Raw genomic sequence first — 18,768 nt, forward strand, 5'->3', positions numbered from 1 at the left:
ATTGCGATGACGATATCCATTATCGCGGATGATCTTACAGGAGCAAGCGATTCCGGGGTGCAGCTTGTGAACCGTGGATACGCATCCACCGTATTTTTGCAACATGCAACCGCAGCGGCTGATCAAGAGCCCATCCGGTCTGATCATGTATTTATTTACGATACCGACACTCGCCACCTTTCTCCCGAAGCGGCTTATGCAATCGTGCATCAAGCAGCCGCAGCATTGCAGGAGACTTCGTCTTCTGCGCTAGTGTTCAAGAAAATGGATTCTACCTTGAGGGGCAATGTCGCCGCCGAGCTCAACGCCGTATACGATGCTCTGAAGCCGGATTTCATCGTCATTGCGCCCGCTTATCCGAAGGCCGGACGCATCCTGCGCAACGGCATTATGCTTGTGCAGGGAAGGCAGCTGCATGAAAGCGGAATAGCCCAAAACAGCAAGCCTTCATTGCCGCATTCCTTCGTTCCGGAATGGCTTCAACGGCAAACGAAGCAGCAAGTTGTCCACATCCCTCTATCGACTCTGCGCTCTTGCTCCAACAGCCGGGAGCTGCTGAATCGCTACAAGCGGCAAGGTGCAGCCTACTTGCTGTTCGATGCGGAGACGGAAAATGATCTGGCATGTATAGCCGCAATTGCCTACGACTCCTCCTACCGCGTCGTCTGGGCCGGTTCGGCGGGCTTGGCCGCTTATATTGGCGGTGAATCAATCGGCAATAGCGTTCGCTCTCCCGGCAGCTTGCCGCATACCGGTAATTCCAGCTCTCGGGCAGCTGCAGCTGGGCGTACAATTCCCGAAGGTCCATCTTTGCTGGTCGTGGGCAGTATCCATCGGTGCACACGCGAACAGTTGGAGCTTGTCTTGCGCCGAGATGACGTCAGCGCATGCTGCCTGTCTGTCGAGCGCCTTATTGGCGACGAGCCAAGCAGAAGCCTGGAAGTACAACGTATTTTTCGTGAAGCCGAGCAAGCTTTCACCCAACAACAATCGTGCTTCGTTCTCTACACGTCTTGGGAGCCGGATCATACGCATCCTCCTCGATCGCCAACAACGCATGAAGACGCTCTCTCCCGATTAATTGCACATACGCTGGGGACGATTGGATGTCAATTGACTCGAAGGCATCATATTCGCAAATGGATTGCCACAGGCGGCGACACCGCCAGACAGCTGTGCCAACAGATTGGCGCAGTCCGGTTCAAGCTATGGGAGGAGATCTCGCCTGGCATTCCTGCAGGACAATTGGACGACCCGAATGGCATCCTCCTGATTACGAAGGCGGGCGGGTTCGGTTCACCGGATGCCTTGCTTCATGCCTTGCGCTATTGGAACAAGGAGGTGCAGCCGTGAAGCCGATCATCGGGATTACAATGGGCGATGCAGCCGGAATCGGTCCGGAGATTATTGTGAAAGCCGCTGCATCGCCGAAAGTCAATCAATTATGCCGGCCGCTCGTTATCGGTGATGCCGCAAGTCTGCAACGCGCTGTCGATGAAGCCGGGCTTGCATCCGCTCTTGCTGTGCAGGAAGTCGTCAATGTCGAACAAGCGGTGTTCCAAGCCGGCACTCTCGCTTGCCTGCATATGGCGCTATTGCCTCAGCCAGTGCCTTACGGTCTCATATCCGCAGATGCGGGACGGGCTGCTTACGCATTCCTTGCCAGGGCCGTCGAACTGGCCAAGCTGCGGCATATCGATGCGATATGCACAGCGCCATTGAACAAGGAGGCACTACATCTGGGCGGCCATCTCTTTCCGGGACATACTGAAATTCTGGCAGAGTTGACCGGAACCGTCGATTACTCCATGATGCTGACGACTCCGCAGCTGAAGGTGATTCACCTGACCACCCATGTCGGTCTGCGGCAAGCCATAGAGCAGATCACCCCGGAGCGGACGTATAAAGTGATCAGAATGGCAGATGAAATGTTGCGACGTTCCGGTATACCCCAACCTCGCATCGCGGTATGCGGAATAAATCCTCATGCCGGAGAAAACGGCTTGTTCGGCGATCATGAGGAGCAACACAAATTGCTTCCCGCCATTAAGCAAGCCCGGGAAGAAGACATCAATGTAAGCGGGCCTTATCCGGCAGACACCGTCTTCCTCACAGCCATGCGCGGAGCCTACGATATCGTCGTGGCATGTTATCACGATCAGGGCCATATTCCTGTCAAGATGCTCGGAATTGAACAAGGCGTCAATGTAACTGTTGGATTGAAGGGCGGAATTATCCGCACTTCCGTCGATCATGGCACTGCTTTCGACATTGCCGGCAGGCAAGTGGCAGATGAGCGAAGCATGATTGCTGCGATTCAAGCTGCCGTTGCACTTGCCCCCAAAGCTTAGTGAACAAAATGGTTACTACTTAGCTACTAAGCAAGTAGGGGCTTATCGCTCAATATGGTCACATAGAATCGGAAAAATAGAGAATAGTGTGCGCTATCGCTCATTTTGCTCACATAGCCCCGCCAAGAGTGTCTTGTACCGCCGAAAAGTAGGGGCTTATCGCTCAATATGGTCACATAGAATCGAAAAAATAGAGAATAGTGTGCGCTATCGCTCATTTTGCTCACATAGCCCCGCCAAGAGTGTCTTGTACCGCCGAAAAGTAGGAGCTATCGCTCAATATGGTCACATAGAATCGGAAAAATAGAGAAAAGTCTGCGCTATCGCTCATTTTGCTCACATAGCCCCGCCAAGAGTGTCTTGTACCGCCGAAAAGTAGGAGCTATCGCTCAATATGGTCACATAGAATCGGAAAAATAGAGAATAGTGTGCGCTATCGCTCATTTTGCTCACATAGCCCCGCCAAGCATGCTTCGTACCGAATGGACCTAAGTAGTAACACAAAATAATGAGTGAAATGGAGGTAACAACTAAATATGTCTAAACCTTATGCTAACTTGTCTCATGATTGGAGTCTGGGACGTCCGCTTGTCCAACATTTCGACGGCAAAATTGTTGCCTATGTGCCGACGCCGTACCGGCACAATCACGCACCGACCATGGTCGAGCTACGGAACGGTGATTTGCTGCTTGCCTGGTTCGCAGGTAATACGGAAGAAGGCCGTGCAGATATTAAGATTGCCTTGTCCCGCTTGAAAGCAGGAGAATTGCAATGGTCTTCGCCTGTGCTGATCTCCGAAGACTATACGAAATCGGAACAGAATCCCATCCTTCAACAGCTGCCCGACGGTCGCGTGTTGTTGATGTATACCGCTCAGGATGCCGTTCACATCAGCAGTAAGGAATATAAAAAAACCGCCAGCAAAATCAACTATTCTCGCCAGGAGACCGCTCATATTCGCTGCCGCATATCCGAAGATTTCGGCGAGTCGTGGGGGCCGGTAGAGACATTTTCCGACACACCGGGCTCCTTCTGTCGTTCGCCAATGATCAAAGCCAGCAATGGTGATCTCCTATTTCCGATGTGGTACAGCACTGAAGACAGCGGTCTCGGAAATGATTATAGCGTTGTAAGAATTTCCTCCGATGAGGGTGCCACGTGGAGCGAATACCCGATTCCCAATAGCCGCGGCCGGGTACATGCATCTATCGTGGAGTGGAGGCCGGGCGAGCTGCTTGCCTTTATGAGAAGCCGCGCCGCCGACAACATCTATGTAAGCCGATCGCAGAACTTCGGCCAAACATGGAGTATACCGGAAAGAACCGTTCTGCCCAATAATAACGCGTCCATTCGAGCCCTCCAGCTGCAAAGCGGCAGAATCGCTATTATTTCCAATCACTTCCGAGGCAATGACGATCCTGCGCTTACCGTATGGCCGGGAGTACGTTATCCTGTCACGATAGCGCTCTCGGAAGACGGCGGCATCACTTGGCCGCATATGCGCCATATTGAGACAGGAGACGGCTTCTGCGGCGAGGATCAGTATAAACTCAATCGCAAATATGAATATCCGTGGCTCATTCAGTCTCAAGACGGGTTCCTGCACGCTTCATTCGCCTACGGCAGCCGGACGGGCATACAGCATATTGTCATAACGGAAGATTGGGTTATGGGGCATAGCTGAAATGTCATCGGGAGCCGCCCACGGCAAGCAGCCCACCTTTAAAGGGTGGGCTGCTTTTTTCGATTCGCTTTTTCAAATTCCCATATTTTTACATACTTATGGAGTCGGAGTCGGCAATCGAAATACTCTCACATCCATTAAATACCGCAAACTTATTGAGACAAGCTTCCAATGCTGTTTTCAAATTGTTTGTTTGCTTCACACCGTTCTCATACCAGATGTTTTTCACGACAAGCGTCCTGGTTTTTCGCTCTACGACCGCCTCGACACGTCCGATGAAGTTCTCTCCATACAATAGAGACAGAACGTAATAGCCGAATTTCCGTTTGATTGCAGGCGTGTAAATCTCCCAGGTGTAATCAAAGCCAAATAATGCTTTAATAAGCTTCCTGTCCCATATAAAGTTATCCAGCGGGGCGATCAGCTCGCAGCGACCGATCGGCTCCGGCTTGTTCAGGACGGCTTCCATAAGCGGCCAGTCCTCTGAGCGGCAGTACAGCATATCCTTGATGTGTTCAACACTAACCTCAATAATGCTCGCTTCGCTCAATAATTGACGGAATACCTCGTTACGCTCATTCGTTTTTAGTCCCCATATGTTCAGCCAAGCATCGGATGCGCGATTCCATAAAAGGCCAATAGCGCCAATCCGGCGCAATACCCGCCATTTTTGATGATCAAGTTCGCCAGGCAGCGGTTCTGGAGTATTCAGCAAGTTGGCCGCTATGTACTTTTCAGCGCTATCGTAGTATTTCCGCGTACCCTTTTTGTGGTGGATAATCAGCTCCCCTGTGGAATACATCTGTTCCAACACTGAACGAGATATATTGTTGCCGCCACTCCAGTGGATGGCTGATCGCCAAGAGAAATCCCCCTCCAGCTTGATATCATTCGAACTGAGCACACCAGACTTTAGGATATGAGTCCGTACTTGCTCTATCAAAGCTTGCATTTCAGAATAGTGTTCGGCATGCAGTCGAGCGGCTCGCCTGTACCTCTCAAAATAAGGCCAGTCCTCGACAGGGATAATGGCCAGATTTTTATCAGGATAATCGACTAAGCTTCTATCTTTATACAGCAACTCGTCGAGCATTTCCTTGGTAAATCCGTTAACTCGCGACTGCAGTACCAGTTCGGCATTTTTTCCGCAAACATCGATGGGATCGAATTGTATGCAGCCTGACTGCCGGACAAAATCCAATATGCCCTGCTTGCCATTAAATTTATATTCGCCCATCAGACCTTGCTTCAACAACATAAATTGCCGTGCTTGTCGGTTAGTTAATTGGATCATTGGTGCACCTCTTCCTCTTCCCACAAATATTACCACTCATCGACGGGGAATTACGATAACAGGATGTCATAGTTCATGATGGAAAGCAACCCTCTTCATACTCCCACAACGCTTACTGTTATCGACGACCTCACGCAATCAGGTTACGCCACACACCAGCAACAACTACGACTTCAGAAGGACTGTTCCCCTAGTCTAGAGCCTGTAGATGGATCACCTAGCGAATGTTAAACTACAGTTAGCTTTCAGCGAAGCAGGATGGAGGATAAGGGGAATGAGAAGATCGATTCGCTTATGGGGCTTCGGATTTTTAGCATTGTTATCGTTAGTTGTAGGTGCGTATGCGTTATTGATGTATGGCGTGCCGAGCAGCATTGAAGACCGTCCATTTGCTACCGAGAAAGTTGGAGAACTGCCGAACTTATGGATTACTGTCTTATGGATTCACGCTGTTAGTTCTGGAATTGCAATCCTAATTGGATGGGTTCAGTTTATTAAACGTATACGGATCAAGAAGCTGCATATCCATCGGATGATCGGCCTCATTTATTCCGTTATGGTTACAGTCGGTGGAATTACGGGATTGTATCTTGCATGGTACGCTAGCGGTGGCTGGATTGGGAAAACTGGGTTTATGGTGTTAGCCGGTTTGTGGTTGTATACGTTGTATCGAAGTCTGCACAGCATACTTGTCAATCGCAATGCAGCCCAACATGGTCATTGGATGATTCGCAACTACGCATTAACTTGTGCGGCGATTGCACTTCGAATCTATGTACCGCTAGCGGCTATTCTATTTGGCATAACGGATACAGAAGTTAGTTTTTCCGTTATCGCATGGTTGTGTTGGATTCCCAATTTATTGATCGCGGAACTGATCATAAATAAAAGGGCTGTTCAAACACATAAAGTGCGCGTTAGGTGAAATAGCTCAATCCGTAAACGGAGTGGTTTTGGGCTCCATGAAAGGTAGTACGCAAAAACCCGATCTCACACGATCGGGTTTTTCATGGTGAAGTCGAGGGGATATGTGTCGGCGTATCCCACTAAAGATAGGCCCATTCGGCATTCAGGCTATACACTTACTCATTTGTGATCAGATGGCAAATAATTCATGCTGTGATTCGTAGGTATTGATTCATGATATACTAATTTACCACCATAGTGTCCTGTAAGAAATACGGATATACCTCCAGCTAATGACAATATAAGCAAAACAGGAATAAACACCTTCGAGAAGCTATACTTTGCATACTTCTTAAGTCGCGAAACGCGCGGAAACGCCTGATAGAATTTAATCATAACGATAAGCCCAAATATGAGCAGTGTTATCTGTGCCAATGTTTCATGTATTCCAATTGCCGATCTTTCTGCACCAAATACCTCCTTTGCGTATCTCTCTCCACCATCACCTGTCATAAAAGCTGCTATTCCTGACAACCATCCTAATAGTAGAAAAACATTTGCCATTTTGTTTAATAGCTTCTGCTTCCATAGAGCACCTAATTGAAGAACAGCACCAATAAACAATAAGGCAATCGGAAAATGAACAATTAAGGGATGCAACGGTGTACTCATATGATCCTTCTCTCCTTTTCTTCGAGGCCTTGTTCTCTTCACTTCAATGATACAATTGGCATTACAATAATAAACGTACTTCCTTCCCCTACCTTACTTTCAACTCTTATCATTCCTCGATGAGCTTCTACAATCCACTGCGCAATGGATAGGCCTAAACCTGCATGTCCTTGAGCTCGATTACGAGATTCATCCAATCGATGAAAGCGTTCAAAAATCTCCTTCATTTTTTCTTCTGGTATACCAATTCCTGTGTCCTTCACTCGCAGCGTTAGCATTCTCCCTCTCACCGCGATGTCGATGATAATCTTTCCATCTTGATTCGTGTACTGCATAGCATTGTCAAGCAAGATGACCATTAGCTGCCTAAATCTCTCCTGGTCGGCCTGAACGACCACTCCCGACTCTCCAGTCTTTACAATTTCTATTGATCGCTGCTGTGACATAGGCTGAAAATTTCGAAGCGCTCTTTCCAACTCCTCGTCAAGGTCAAATTCAATGAAGGACAGCCTCACAGCAGCAGCATCTGCTCTGGCTAATGTCAGAAGATCTACAACCAATCGGGTCATACGCTTAACTTCATCCTTCATATCCTGTAAAACTTGTCTGCTGAATGGAGACAAGTTCTCATCGCCCTCACTTTCCAACACTTCAATAGAAGAGTGGAGCACTGCAAGAGGTGTGCGCAATTCATGGGATGCATCCGCCGTAAATTTTTGTTGTTTCTCAAATGATCGCATAATGGGCTTCATGGCTCGTCGTGACATCATATAACTTATAGCAATGGACACCATTAAAAAGACTATAGATATAATGATTCCAGTTAACAAAACCTGATCAAGCATTCGATTCTGCTCGGTTACATCCATTCCTGCTATAATACTGCCAACATATTTATCTTTGTTATAGACAGACTTACCTGCCAGCAAAAGATGGACATCGGACTTTTCAATGTCATACACAAGATGTAACGTTGTGTTTTCCTTCGGTACCCAAACTTTAAGCTCTTCACTAATGTCGTGAGCAAGCTCCCCATTCACTGCGTTCGTTTTTACAATATGACCTTTATGGTCAAGCACCATATAGAACGGGCGCAGCGGGATCTCAATATCGTCATCTGATTCTGCTTCATCCTCTTTCCCCCTATGCCTACTGCCATTCGCTTCCTTCTCTCGTTCGGCTAGCAATTCAACAGAGTGCTCTTTCCATTCGTTACTCACGATCGTTTCTAATTTTACTTGTTGCTCTTTATAAATAATCGATGACAGCAGAAAATAACTGGATATATTTACAGCTAGCAGAAAAAGTACCATCAAGACCGCAAAAAATAACGTCAGCTTACTACTCGTCCGAGCAAACATCAGCAACCTCCAGCTTATATCCTGTACCTCTTATATTGTTGATACGCATGCCTCCCGTTGTACACTCCAGCTTCTTTCTCAGCTGCTTGACTAAAGCATCTAATGTATTGCTATTCACATCCGTATCAAATCCCCATATTCGATCAATGAGCACTTGTCTAGGAAGTACTTTCCCGCAGTTTCTCATTAGCAGTTCTATCAACTGAAATTCTCGAATCGTTAGTCCGAGTTTCTTATCTCTACAAGCAAGGGATCGTTCATTTACCAACAATTGATAGGACCCCATCTCGATCCATTCATCCTGAATCACTTGTGCGATTCGTCGTGATAACGAACGGATTCTCGCAAATAATTCAGTGAACTCGAACGGCTTCATGATATAGTCATCTGCGCCAGCATCCAAGCCATGAATACGATCATTCAATGTATCTTTTGCAGTCAGTATAATAATACCGCCTGAATAGGAATCCATTCTTATCCTTCTGCATAACGTAACCCCATCCATTCTAGGCATCATCCAATCGAGAATAACCAAGTCATAGCTAGTCGTTTCCATATAATCTAATGCTTCTATCCCGTCCTTCACCCAATCAACAGCATGCCCTTCCTTACCCAGCATATGAACGATGAGTGGTCCAAGTCGAAGATCATCTTCTGCCAGTAGTATATGCATGGCCTTGCTCCTTATTATTGGCTTGCTTTCCCCATCCCATACGAACTGCTATAACCACAAGAAATAAGAGACCTGTTACAGCGTACATCATTTTCACGGCTGTTCGCGATGAGTCTGATCCTGCCAACAGTCCATGAAGTAAAGCAAGAATGTAAGCAGCAAACGGGAGATAGTGTACAATTCGCCAAACCTTTCTTCCAAACAGCTTCATCCAATCAGATGTCACCATAACAGCAACATACATATATAGCGCAATAATGCCCAAGCCCGTACCAGCTGATTTGTATGGAGAAAAAAATGGAACCAACAGATCTATGATGGAAAACGGTTCATACGTATCGATTAAGAGGACAATTCCATGCAATAATCCAAATAAAAAGCCAAACCAGCCTGTCCACTGATGATAAAATATTAACCTGCCGCGATGCTTAGCAGATACCAGCTGGCTATACCCAATCGTTCCCATAATGACCGAGACAAATAACAGCAGATATGAGCTAACTCCAGCAGCCTTAGTGACACTCCATACAGAGAACATATCCGCCACTACCATCTCAGCTCCTCTACATAATTTTTCACTTCACGATTAAGCTTGATCTCCCCGCCTTTGGTCATAAAAATATATCCAACACCCTCAAAGTGCGAAGATACCCATTCATTAACTTCAGAAGCCTGCAGCATACATATAACCTTTGACACAACTTCTGCTAATGCTGTAGATGATGCCAATACGGTTGCTTGCACAATATCCGAATCCGCTACATGTAACGTTTGCCCATCTATGATATGGTGGTAGACATGTTCGAAATGCATCCATCTGCGATGCATAATATTAGATGTTGCGATTCCTCCTTGTTTTACCCAAAGCTGCATCAGTTCATGCTCTTCATTCGTTGGATGTTGGATACCCACCTGCCAAGGTTCCCCATTACTCCATACTCTCATATCCCCGCCTGCATCGATAACCCCTGTATGGGATTGGAGCTCATCTCTCAACAATCGATAAACAAGATCAACCGTCCACCCTTTTCCGATGCCGCCAAGATCAACATTCACTTGTTTATGCTTGATTACGGTTAGTTGATCATTTAGAAAAGATAATGTATGAAGATCGGCCGCTTCATCCCTCTGCGTTTTCTCAATAGGAGAAGTTCGATCTGCTTCTTGCTCTGCACGCTCAAGCTTTTCAAAGGAACGATCATACCCTATTCTGTTTAGAACCGTTCCAACAAACGGATTGAATTTAAAATCAGATTGTACGGCGTAATGCCATGCATTCGCTAATAAATTGTAGAACTTCTCGGACAGCAAGTAAGGTTCACCAATAGGCGATGCATTCCAACGTGATAATTCACTGTCCGCTATAAACCTGGAAGCTATTTTTTCCATTTCTATAAACTGTTTTTTCACCTGATCCGCCCAATTCTTAGAAGGAAGAGCATCTATGACCGTTACTTTTACATCTGTACTCATTGCACGAAATATAGTTTCCATCATTTATGATCTCCGTGTTCGCAACGGACTTGGCTGTTCCGTAGACCGATCTTCTCTTGGGGCAATTGTTAATTCCTTCTGATCCCAATCCAAGTCGGAAATCCATGATTCCCTTTCTCCTTGTTCTTCTGAATTCATATTTTTCAGCCTGGATAGATCTTGTACATCGGTTAAAAAACCTGTAAACAAATCCTTGCTTTTATATGACTGAACATTGTAATTGGAACCAAATGAACTGTCACTGGTCTCTATAACTGTCTCTGTCTCTGTCTCATACTTGCCGCTAATTTGACCCTCCGCATAGAGTAAACCCGTAAACAAGGCCACACTTGAAATGCCTATAACCCACTTTGAAGTGTTGCGATTCATATCAATTTACTCCTTCCCATGTCAGCAGCCAGCCACCCGCTTGCATCTCCGATGTCATCTGATAATTCATTAATAAAGCCAACGTCTCTGCGGACACATATAATTGCTTTCCTTTCATCAGAGGAGTTGCTCCTATTTTGTATTTATTACCATCCACGAATATGACATTCTGTTCTGATCGGAGAATACAATCCCGTACTTTACCTGAAGCCTCTTTTACAGGGATAAATAATTCAAAGGCATCAATGTTTTCATACCAAACGTAAGAGATGTTAAACTGCTCTAAAACCGTCTTAGCAGGCAGATAAACGATGTTATCTTGTATAAAGCCAGTCAACTTCACTGGATCGTGAGTATCCACTTGAAGGGTCACTGCCACGTCGTTTGGATTTGTGTAATCCTCTTGAGACAATAATGGATAAGAAGTTTGTTTTTCATCATATTTATCTTCTTCTTCACCTTTCTTAGCCTTATGCTCAAGTTTCTCATGGCGGCCTTCATGCTCTGCTTGCTCATCTTTGTCATGATCTGCAAATATAAGTGATGGATTATAATTAAGGATAACTCCTAACACCATCATAACGGCAGTGATCAGTACACCACGGATAACTATTCTTTTAAATATAGATTCATGTAATCTAAAATCTTTTTTCATGTAATCCCCCCTTATTTATAGCCAGTATAAAACTTCTTTCTGAAAATAATATGAGAAACCATCCTTTATACCTTCGTTCTCTATAAACATGTTGGGGATTGGGATTCCCCCTGCCGTTTCCTTTTCCACACGCAAAAAAACCATCCTTATGCGGATGGTTTTAATGATGGTGGGGGAGAGGGGGGCCTCTGCATATCCATAATCCGCTCGCTGCAGGTCATGCAATCCATTTAAAAAAAGATTGACAATGATCGTTGTCATTTCGCAATCTATTATAGTCAAAATCGAGGGGAGTGCCTGCCGTTATTTAATACAGTGAAAATGCAAAGAGGTGAACTTGGAATTAATCAGACTGAATTAGGGGAAATGACGGGGATATCCAGACAAACTATTGTTTAATTGAGAGAGGAGAATATAATCCCTCAATTGTATTGGTACTGAAATTATCAAAGATTCTAGGCGTTACAGTTGAGGAACTTTTTAACTACAAGGAGGATTAACCATGAAGATAGGAACAAAGACCAAGATGAGCATTAGACTTTTGATTAGCATCATAATTGGTTCAACACTATTACTGTTAACTCAAAAAGAATCAAGCTGAATATTTCGTTGATATAGAGCCGCCATTCCGGTCATGAGTGAGCCAGGCCTCCGGCGAAAATGAGCCACCCCTCCGGTGGGGGGAGCCACCTGTGTGGAGGTAGCTCCCGAGCGATTAATTGATTAGTCCTTTGCGTTTTCGCATGGAATCCGTGCCTTCAATCGTTATCGTGTAAGAGGAATGGACAATGCGGTCAAGAATGGCGTCGGCAAGAGTGCTTTCACCGATTTTGCTATGCCAGCCGCCCGGAGCGAATTGGGAGCAGAAGATGGTGGAGCCGGATTGATGGCGCGCCTCCACGATTTCTAGCAAGTCACGAGCCTCACTCTCCTTAAGGGATACAAGCAACCACTCCACTCATCTAGGATGAGCAACGGCACTTTCTTGTAGCTCTTCATGACGCGCCCGAAGATCCCTTCGCCTCGCGCAACCGCCAGCTCATTTAATAGCTCCGGCAGGCGGATATATTTCACGGGTAGGAAGTTGCGGCAAGCGGCGATTCCAAAAGCACAGGCCAGATATGTTTTCCCTGCACCCGATGCCCCCATGATGATGATATTGAGTTTGTCATGAATGTAGGAGCCCGTCCCCAAGCGAAGAATCTGCGTGCGATCCAGCTTGCGATCGGCGTGATATTCTACGTCTTCTATACAGGCATTCGTTTGTTGGAAGTCTGCCTTGCGGATTAACGTGGCCAGCCGATTATTCTTTCGTCTCGACCACTCCAGATCCACCAGCATACTGAAACGTTCTTCAAACGACAGTTCCTGAAAGCCGGGGTCCAGCAATTGAGCTTGGTAGGACTCTGCCATCGCGGAAAGGCGCATCTCATGCAGTTTGCGTACAGTCGGTTCATTCACCATGATCAGCCCCTCCCGTAGTAATCCGCGCCGCGGACAAAGCCGTGGCTTTCGGAAGAAGAAGATGGTGATGTCTCGTCTGTGATGGATGGATCTTGAAGCCGATCCTGTCCGGTCGTCAGGATGGTTTTAATGCTTTGGAAGTTTGGTCTTGGCGTGTAAGACAGCGCTCTGGCGCAAGCGGCCTCCAAGCGACTAACGCCGTGTTTGTCGGCAAGCTTCAGGAGGGCCATGCAGCTTCTGTAGCCTTGCTGTTCGACCTTATGAGAGCTAAGAATGGCCTGTACAGTGCTGCTTGTGTAAGGACCGACTTGCTCTGCCCAAGAGATAAAACGTTGCCCGTTCCACTGGATAAACCGCTTGTGATTCTCCGGCATATGAGCTTCCACCGTACTGTACTGTCCGGGCTTCCCGTGAAGTCGTGGATGCGAGCAAACCCGGCTATTTTGATAGAACACCTCAACCGCAGCTCGTGTCATTCGGACATCGACGCGGTGCTTAATGTATTCGTAGGGGACAGAGTAGTGCATTTTCTCCAAGCTTATATGATAATTGAATTGGACTGTGGCGGTCTTCCAAACCGCCATCTCATAAGGGGTAGCCGGCAAGGCCAGCAGATAGGGCTTTTCTTCTGCCATAAACACGCTGCGCCTGCTCCCTTCTTTTTTCTGAAACGGTTTGGCATTCAAGATTTCGAGTTTCTCACGGATCGCCCGGTTTAGTTCAGCAGCGCTGAAGCATTGCAGATGACGCAGTGCGGCGAGTACCCAGGTGGAGACCACGCCTACTGATCCTTCTACATTCGGCTTGTCCTTTGGTTTACGCACACGTGCAGGAATGACAGCCGTGTTGTAATGCTCTGCCATCTCATGATAGACCTTATTAATGACAGGCTCATGCCGCGTTGCTTTCACTACTCCAGTCTTTAGGTTATCTGGAATGAGGATTCGAGTAGAGCCGCCGAAGGCTTGATACATGTGGATATGGGCGGTAATCCAGCTTTCCTGATCTTGCGAGGGGAAGGCCTCCACATAGGCGTACTGGCTGTAGGAAAGCACGCCTACAAATACATACAAAGTAACGATCTCGCCGGTGTCACGGTCAATGATGGATGCCGTTTGGCCCGCCCAGTCCACTTCGATCTGTTCGCCAGGTTTGCGCTGAATTCGCATCGTGGCATTCGATTTCAAAGTGTACTGCTGGTAGTGGTGGCAGAACTGCGAGTACATGAGCGGAATCTCCTGACTCGACCGGCATTGCTCACAGTACTCGTTCCAGAGCAAACTAAGCGTTACGCCGCTTTTCGCCATCTCTTTGTGGATGTACTCGTAATCTGGATACTTGCGGCTCGAGATTTGGGCTGACTCGGCAAAGAGACGTTGGCGAAGCTCACCGTCGGTGAGCTCCCTCTCTAACGGCCAAGCAATTCCTAGTTCTTCTGCTCGTTGAATAATCTTGGAGACGGTGTTGCGCGAGCAGGCGCAACTGAGGGCGATGTTACGTTGGCTGATCCCTTGGCTGTGCAGCCGCAGGATTTCACGATATTGGGTCATAGTGACCTCCTCACGAATGATTTACGCTATCTTTCAATAACGCATAAAATTCATTCTAACAGGAGGTCATTCCAGGTGGCTCATCCCGTCCGGAAGGGTGGCTCAAATACGCCGGAGACGTGGCTCTCACTCACCGGAACGATGGCTCAATCTGCTCCGGAGTATTCAATCAAGCTTGGTTATTATTGGCGATCGTTTAGAAAATCTATTTGATAGGAACACCGTTTTCTTTTATTTTGCGAATATGATTTTGTTGTTGATTCCAGCTGGAATTTTATTTGTAAGAGGAAAGAAACCATACATTGAATTAATTAAAAGTAATGAAGAAGAAATTGATCCCTCTGTTCAGAATAAAGCAAGATATTTGGATTTATCTATGACGCTCTCGGGTATATTTGTTGTTCTTAACTTTATGTTATTCGGGACTCTTTATCATAAAACAAGTGAACAGTCGTCTACTGTTTTAGTTTTATTCATGTTAGGAATATTATTGGCGTCAGTGCTTCAAGTGACCACTATGAAATTTGTTCAGAGTGTAGATCGTCGCCTAAAAGGTGATCCAACAAAGTTAACATTTAACAAGGAGTTTGTTGAAAGCTTGGATGAAGCCGAACAATTGAGAGCATATAAAGCAGGCTATCGCGCGTTTCAAACGACAAAGTCAGCAACATTAGCAATCGTCGTCTTATCCATACTGTTGAATATCATCTTTAATACAGGTGGATTATTAGTGTTTACAAGTTGTATATTCATGTTGGTTCAAACACTTTCATTTAGTTATCACGAACGACAAAGGATACCAAATTAAGTTGACTAATATTATTGGCTGATTGCTTCCTAGAGCAAAAATCCACAACCTCTTGCGGTTGTGGATTTACATGGTAGAGGCGAGGGGATTTGAAGCATTCAAGGCTGTAATGTACGTTTCGCGGTCATGAATGGCTTAGAACTCTGATTATATCCGCGATTACGAATTAAGACACAGAGCTTGATATCCAAAATGTATCGTAAAGGAAATGACTATAGATGAAGGTCCATAGGGTCATTACATAGCTTGTATCCGTTTCGCACGTAGAATTCCCTACTCTCCTCGCTCGGCCATACAATAATAAATTCAAACTTGCTCTCAACAGCCCACCCCTGAATAGCCTTAAGCAGTTGGCTGCCGACACCTTGCGACCGATAAGCTGGATCAGTGTATACATTGGTCATATATGCGAACGGATAAGTAATGCGTCCTGGCCGCGGCACTTTATCGATCAACTGTATGTAGACATGAGACGCTATAACACCTTCCATCTCCGCAACCCAGATATGCCAACGATCTCCGCGTAACGCTTGTTCGAGAAAAACACGGCACTCCGTTGCAAAGAGCTCATAATGATCACTTACATCAGATTGATATTCTAGTGTAAATTCCCAACGCATCATGATTAGCGCATCGATATCCTCTTCTCTTGCCTCTCTGATAATCATGTTTCACCGCCTGGATATTCAGTTTCTAAAATCGAATATTGATACGAATCGTGCCATTTCCCTCTGTGCCTCATATGCTCTCTCAGATGTCCTTCATATTTCATTCCAACTTTTTGCATGACTTTAGCTGATCTGATGTTTTCTGGTCGGCATGTTGCAAAGATTCTGTGCAGGCCAAGTTCCGAGAATCCGTGTCTCAGCATTGTCTCCGCTGCCTCCGATGCATACCCTTGCCCCCAATAAAGTGGGTTGAAGCAATAAGCCTATCTCCCCTTGCAACGGCTCGGAAACATGAATGCCACAGCCTCCGATTAGCCTTCCATCTCGCTTAAGTACGACAGCAAACTCATAGTCATATCTGGGCTCTTGCTTTTGCATTTCAATAGTACGTTTGATGTATTCTGCCGTTTCTTCCTCCGTATTCGGCCCCCAGATCATGTATCTCGCAACCTCAGGATTCGATGCGTAAAGATGAACAGAGGCCGTATCTTCCATTTGGAACTCCCTAATAATCAAACGATTTGTTTCAATCTGCATGATGGCATACGCTCCTATCTGACACCACATTTAAAACTATTTACTCTACATCTTCCTTGAAATGAAAATGCTCGTGATAAATAGCATCCATGCCAACCAATTTACCGTTTTTCTTATGATAATACGGAAACATGCGATTTATTGGTAAACGAAGAAGTTGATAATTCATATCTTTCGGTAGAGCATTCAATTCTTCGATCGCTCTTTCTCGTGCGGTGTACAATCCAATTGGATAGAAATTAGGGAAGTGTCCAGTATTCTCTGTTACGAAAATCACCCATGCGAAATCTTCATTCACTGTGCTCACCATACCTTCGCATATCTTTACAATCAGATGTGCTTAAAGGATCGTTACAGTCGCTACGCCTCTGCCATTCCCATTCGCAATTTCCAGTTTTCACCTTTTAGTGGTTTGACCCTATTATACTTCCACCCCTTGCTTATACGCAATGGACGTTTCGTAAAACAACTTAACGAGCCCGCGCGGGGGTTCTGCGAAGTTCGACTGCTAAGTCGGGCTTCTTTGTCATGACAGCGAAAGCATTGGCGGTGAGATGCGCCAATTACGAAAGGGATGTTGCCTATAGTCATTCTTCAACAAAGCTAATAAAACAATAGGAGTTGATTACATGAATGTGGCCAACCTGCGAATATCATCCGAACAGCAAGCTGAACCTCAGCTATCCATTCCATCACAACGAGAGGAGTTGCAATCAGTGTTTCCAACCTCCACGAACCCTTGCGGATACCTAGACATTAAGAAAGAGAGTACCTCATGCGGTACTCTCTCACAGGTTTGGTGGAGCATCCTTACCTAAATACGAACTCTCGAACTCCCTGTTGCTGGCTTCAATTTCATCGACTAAAGACTGTTCAACAGTGACAGGCTGATCGCTGGAATTAAAGATTATCGTGACTTTATCGTCATAAAGGTACACAGCGTTCACAAATACATTAATCAATGTGGAACGATACTTTTCATCATTCACATTGCCTTTTCGCAACTGCGTTAAGAAGAACTTGATTTCCGGTTCAGTTAACGTGACTTGGCTTATCTGCTCCTTAGCAATCTGAATTTCAATATTTTCCCGTTCACTCTCCAAAGTGTGCAAGTGTTCGTAAAGTGACTTACGAACATCCGCCATATCGCATTCAGCAATGGCATTTATCATGTTGGCTTTCTTACGTTCCACTTCTTTCAATAATTTCCCCAACCGCTTTAGTTCTGATGATGCTTGCTCTCGTTCACAAAGCGCAACGACTTCTTTTGTAATCTTATCAATATTTTCATCGGTCAATAAACGGCACTGTGCAATAACCAAATCTTCTATGTAAGCTTTCTTCACTGGTTTTTTAGAACATTGCTTTTTTCTTGCCAAAACACATTTGTAATAATGATGCACCTTGCCTGTTTTCGAAGTACCACTTTCTCCTGTCATCATTTCCCTGCAATGTCCACAAAACAACTTGGTCGTCAATAAATATTCTGCCTTGGCTTTGGCACGAGCGGGTGCTTTCTGATTCTTCTCAAGCTTTACCGCCACCTGTTCAAAAAGTTCATCTGAGACAATACGGGGAATGCTCACATCTGTTTCTTCACCTTTGTAGGTGTAAATGCCAATGTATCGCTTGTTGCGAAGCATCAGACGCAAAGAATTCTTATTGAATTCTGCCCCTCTAGAAGTCTTAAACCCTTTGTTATTCAAATACTCGCATATTCGTACAATGGAGTGGCCATTAGCATACATTTCAAAGACCATTCTAACGACAGATGCGGCTTCTTCATCCACTATAAACCTTCGATTTTCATCCAGTTTGTAGCCTAGTGCAACATTCCCACCTGTTGCCTTACCCTTAGAAGCGTTGATCTCCATACCCCGCCTAATCTTCTGAGACAACTCGGCTGAATAGTATTCTGCCATCGACTCTAATAACCCCTCAACAAGTATGCCACTAGCATCATCTGATATATTTTCTTTGGCTGAATATACCCGCACACCATTTTTCTTTAGCTTGGACTTATAAATAGCTGAATCATAACGATTACGAGCAAAGCGATCAGGTTGATACACTAGTATTCCTGTAAAGGCTTGTTTATTGCTATCCTCAATCATCTTCTGAAAAACAGGACGGTTATCCGTCGTACCTGTAATCGCCTCTTCAATATATTCCTTAATAATTGTCATCTCGTTCCGCTTAGCGTACTCTCGGCATATTTTTAATTGTCCTTCGATGGATTGGACGGTTTGTGAATTACTAGAATAACGAGTGTATATGACAA

At 45.7% G+C, this 18,768-nt stretch carries 21 protein-coding genes and 1 pseudogene; 7 read left to right on the top strand and 15 right to left on the bottom strand.

All coding sequences use genetic code 11. The features are described 5' to 3' along the window. Nucleotides 1-6 precede the first annotated feature (6 nt). From M6D81_RS29640 to M6D81_RS29650, 3 genes are all read left to right on the top strand, one after another. A complete protein-coding gene (locus M6D81_RS29640; RefSeq protein ID WP_262681063.1) occupies nt 7-1,353 on the top strand; it encodes a four-carbon acid sugar kinase family protein in 1,347 nt (448 codons plus the stop codon). Next, nucleotides 1,350-2,351 (top strand): 4-hydroxythreonine-4-phosphate dehydrogenase PdxA, encoded by a 1,002-nt coding sequence (gene pdxA, locus M6D81_RS29645; protein ID WP_262681064.1) that lies wholly within the window; start codon nt 1,350-1,352, stop codon nt 2,349-2,351. The genes M6D81_RS29640 and pdxA overlap by 4 nt, the downstream gene beginning before the upstream one ends. Before the next feature lie 536 nt (nt 2,352-2,887). Continuing rightward, nucleotides 2,888-4,036: a sialidase family protein gene (locus M6D81_RS29650; protein ID WP_262681065.1), complete on the top strand. Its 1,149-nt coding sequence runs from the start codon at nt 2,888-2,890 to the stop codon at nt 4,034-4,036. 88 nt (nt 4,037-4,124) lie between these two features. On the opposite strand, the gene M6D81_RS29655 is transcribed toward M6D81_RS29650, so the two are convergent. Next, entirely contained in the window at nt 4,125-5,330 is a 1,206-nt protein-coding gene (locus M6D81_RS29655; protein ID WP_262681066.1) for a winged helix-turn-helix domain-containing protein, read from the bottom strand. A 274-nt stretch (nt 5,331-5,604) separates the two neighbouring features. Here M6D81_RS29655 and M6D81_RS29660 point away from each other — a divergent pair, with 274 nt between their 5' ends. After that, nucleotides 5,605-6,255 (top strand): DUF2306 domain-containing protein, encoded by a 651-nt coding sequence (locus M6D81_RS29660; RefSeq protein WP_262681067.1) that lies wholly within the window; start codon nt 5,605-5,607, stop codon nt 6,253-6,255. Nucleotides 6,256-6,416: 161 nt separating this feature from the next. Here the strand turns inward: M6D81_RS29660 and M6D81_RS29665 are convergent, their stop codons facing one another. The 7 genes from M6D81_RS29665 to M6D81_RS29695 are packed head-to-tail and all read right to left on the bottom strand — an operon-like array spanning nt 6,417 to nt 11,460. Continuing rightward, complete coding sequence (locus M6D81_RS29665; protein ID WP_262681068.1) at nt 6,417-6,908, bottom strand: DUF2231 domain-containing protein; 492 nt, start codon at nt 6,906-6,908, stop codon at nt 6,417-6,419. A 38-nt stretch (nt 6,909-6,946) separates the two neighbouring features. Further along, nucleotides 6,947-8,269, bottom strand: a complete 1,323-nt coding sequence (locus M6D81_RS29670; RefSeq protein ID WP_262681069.1) for a sensor histidine kinase — start codon at nt 8,267-8,269, stop codon at nt 6,947-6,949. Continuing rightward, nucleotides 8,250-8,942, bottom strand: coding sequence for a response regulator transcription factor (locus M6D81_RS29675; protein WP_262681070.1), 693 nt, complete (start codon nt 8,940-8,942; stop codon nt 8,250-8,252). Before M6D81_RS29675 ends, M6D81_RS29670 begins: the two co-directional genes overlap by 20 nt. Then, nucleotides 8,917-9,480, bottom strand: coding sequence for a ferric reductase-like transmembrane domain-containing protein (locus M6D81_RS29680; RefSeq protein ID WP_262681081.1), 564 nt, complete (start codon nt 9,478-9,480; stop codon nt 8,917-8,919). The genes M6D81_RS29675 and M6D81_RS29680 overlap by 26 nt, the downstream gene beginning before the upstream one ends. An 8-nt stretch (nt 9,481-9,488) precedes the next feature. Further along, nucleotides 9,489-10,439: an FAD:protein FMN transferase gene (locus M6D81_RS29685; protein WP_262681071.1), complete on the bottom strand. Its 951-nt coding sequence runs from the start codon at nt 10,437-10,439 to the stop codon at nt 9,489-9,491. Then, nucleotides 10,440-10,805, bottom strand: coding sequence for a hypothetical protein (locus M6D81_RS29690; protein ID WP_262681072.1), 366 nt, complete (start codon nt 10,803-10,805; stop codon nt 10,440-10,442). 1 nt (nt 10,806) lies between these two features. Then, nucleotides 10,807-11,460 carry a stalk domain-containing protein gene (locus tag M6D81_RS29695; protein ID WP_262681073.1) on the bottom strand — a complete coding sequence of 218 codons (654 nt, stop codon included), beginning with the start codon at nt 11,458-11,460 and terminating at the stop codon, nt 10,807-10,809. Between the two features lie 321 nt (nt 11,461-11,781). Here M6D81_RS29695 and M6D81_RS31940 point away from each other — a divergent pair, with 321 nt between their 5' ends. Continuing rightward, nucleotides 11,782-11,859, top strand: coding sequence for a helix-turn-helix domain-containing protein (locus tag M6D81_RS31940; protein ID WP_262681082.1), 78 nt, complete (start codon nt 11,782-11,784; stop codon nt 11,857-11,859). Then, nucleotides 11,859-11,960: a helix-turn-helix transcriptional regulator gene (locus M6D81_RS31945; protein WP_410795806.1), complete on the top strand. Its 102-nt coding sequence runs from the start codon at nt 11,859-11,861 to the stop codon at nt 11,958-11,960. Before M6D81_RS31940 ends, M6D81_RS31945 begins: the two co-directional genes overlap by 1 nt. A gap of 215 nt (nt 11,961-12,175) precedes the next feature. On the opposite strand, the pseudogene istB reads toward M6D81_RS31945, so the two are convergent. Next, nucleotides 12,176-12,924 (bottom strand): annotated as a pseudogene (gene istB, locus M6D81_RS29710) (IS21-like element helper ATPase IstB). A 2-nt stretch (nt 12,925-12,926) separates the two neighbouring features. After that, nucleotides 12,927-14,474, bottom strand: a complete 1,548-nt coding sequence (gene istA, locus M6D81_RS29715; RefSeq protein WP_262681074.1) for an IS21 family transposase — start codon at nt 14,472-14,474, stop codon at nt 12,927-12,929. Between the two features lie 175 nt (nt 14,475-14,649). On the opposite strand from istA, the gene M6D81_RS29720 reads away from it, so the two are divergent. Beyond that, nucleotides 14,650-15,282 carry a DUF3169 family protein gene (locus M6D81_RS29720; RefSeq protein WP_262681075.1) on the top strand — a complete coding sequence of 211 codons (633 nt, stop codon included), beginning with the start codon at nt 14,650-14,652 and terminating at the stop codon, nt 15,280-15,282. Between the two features lie 212 nt (nt 15,283-15,494). Here the strand turns inward: M6D81_RS29720 and M6D81_RS29725 are convergent, their stop codons facing one another. From M6D81_RS29725 to M6D81_RS29740, 5 genes are all read right to left on the bottom strand, one after another. Further along, a complete protein-coding gene (locus M6D81_RS29725) occupies nt 15,495-15,950 on the bottom strand; it encodes a GNAT family N-acetyltransferase (protein ID WP_262681076.1) in 456 nt (151 codons plus the stop codon). Beyond that, nucleotides 15,947-16,153: a GNAT family N-acetyltransferase gene (locus M6D81_RS31745; protein ID WP_317259177.1), complete on the bottom strand. Its 207-nt coding sequence runs from the start codon at nt 16,151-16,153 to the stop codon at nt 15,947-15,949. The genes M6D81_RS29725 and M6D81_RS31745 overlap by 4 nt, the downstream gene beginning before the upstream one ends. Beyond that, nucleotides 16,074-16,487: a GNAT family N-acetyltransferase gene (locus M6D81_RS29730; protein WP_317259178.1), complete on the bottom strand. Its 414-nt coding sequence runs from the start codon at nt 16,485-16,487 to the stop codon at nt 16,074-16,076. The genes M6D81_RS31745 and M6D81_RS29730 overlap by 80 nt, the downstream gene beginning before the upstream one ends. 40 nt (nt 16,488-16,527) lie before the next feature. Further along, entirely contained in the window at nt 16,528-16,785 is a 258-nt protein-coding gene (locus M6D81_RS29735; RefSeq protein WP_262681078.1) for a hypothetical protein, read from the bottom strand. A 490-nt stretch (nt 16,786-17,275) separates the two neighbouring features. After that, nucleotides 17,276-18,768, bottom strand: a 1,493-nt coding sequence (locus M6D81_RS29740) for a recombinase family protein (RefSeq protein ID WP_262681080.1), incomplete at its 5' end; no start/stop codon positions are given.

It is taken from the genome of Paenibacillus sp. J5C2022, from assembly GCF_025567625.1.
Lineage (GTDB): Bacteria > Bacillota > Bacilli > Paenibacillales > Paenibacillaceae > Pristimantibacillus.

Bases quoted from the DNA above. Each gene is read 5' to 3' on its own strand.
- M6D81_RS29640 (WP_262681063.1), top strand. From the start codon at position 7: ATGACGATATCCATTATCGCGGATGATCTTACAGGAGCAAGCGATTCC.
- M6D81_RS29650 (WP_262681065.1), top strand. From the start codon at position 2,888: ATGTCTAAACCTTATGCTAACTTGTCTCATGATTGGAGTCTGGGACGT.
- M6D81_RS29655 (WP_262681066.1), bottom strand. From the start codon at position 5,330: ATGATCCAATTAACTAACCGACAAGCACGGCAATTTATGTTGTTGAAG.
- M6D81_RS29660 (WP_262681067.1), top strand. From the start codon at position 5,605: ATGAGAAGATCGATTCGCTTATGGGGCTTCGGATTTTTAGCATTGTTA.
- M6D81_RS29665 (WP_262681068.1), bottom strand. From the start codon at position 6,908: ATGAGTACACCGTTGCATCCCTTAATTGTTCATTTTCCGATTGCCTTA.
- M6D81_RS29670 (WP_262681069.1), bottom strand. From the start codon at position 8,269: ATGTTTGCTCGGACGAGTAGTAAGCTGACGTTATTTTTTGCGGTCTTG.
- M6D81_RS29675 (WP_262681070.1), bottom strand. From the start codon at position 8,942: ATGCATATACTACTGGCAGAAGATGATCTTCGACTTGGACCACTCATC.
- M6D81_RS29680 (WP_262681081.1), bottom strand. From the start codon at position 9,480: ATGTTCTCTGTATGGAGTGTCACTAAGGCTGCTGGAGTTAGCTCATAT.
- M6D81_RS29685 (WP_262681071.1), bottom strand. From the start codon at position 10,439: ATGATGGAAACTATATTTCGTGCAATGAGTACAGATGTAAAAGTAACG.
- M6D81_RS29690 (WP_262681072.1), bottom strand. From the start codon at position 10,805: ATGAATCGCAACACTTCAAAGTGGGTTATAGGCATTTCAAGTGTGGCC.
- M6D81_RS29695 (WP_262681073.1), bottom strand. From the start codon at position 11,460: ATGAAAAAAGATTTTAGATTACATGAATCTATATTTAAAAGAATAGTT.
- M6D81_RS31940 (WP_262681082.1), top strand. From the start codon at position 11,782: ATGCAAAGAGGTGAACTTGGAATTAATCAGACTGAATTAGGGGAAATG.
- istA (WP_262681074.1), bottom strand. From the start codon at position 14,474: ATGACCCAATATCGTGAAATCCTGCGGCTGCACAGCCAAGGGATCAGC.
- M6D81_RS29725 (WP_262681076.1), bottom strand. From the start codon at position 15,950: ATGATTATCAGAGAGGCAAGAGAAGAGGATATCGATGCGCTAATCATG.
- M6D81_RS31745 (WP_317259177.1), bottom strand. From the start codon at position 16,153: ATGCTGAGACACGGATTCTCGGAACTTGGCCTGCACAGAATCTTTGCA.
- M6D81_RS29730 (WP_317259178.1), bottom strand. From the start codon at position 16,487: ATGCAGATTGAAACAAATCGTTTGATTATTAGGGAGTTCCAAATGGAA.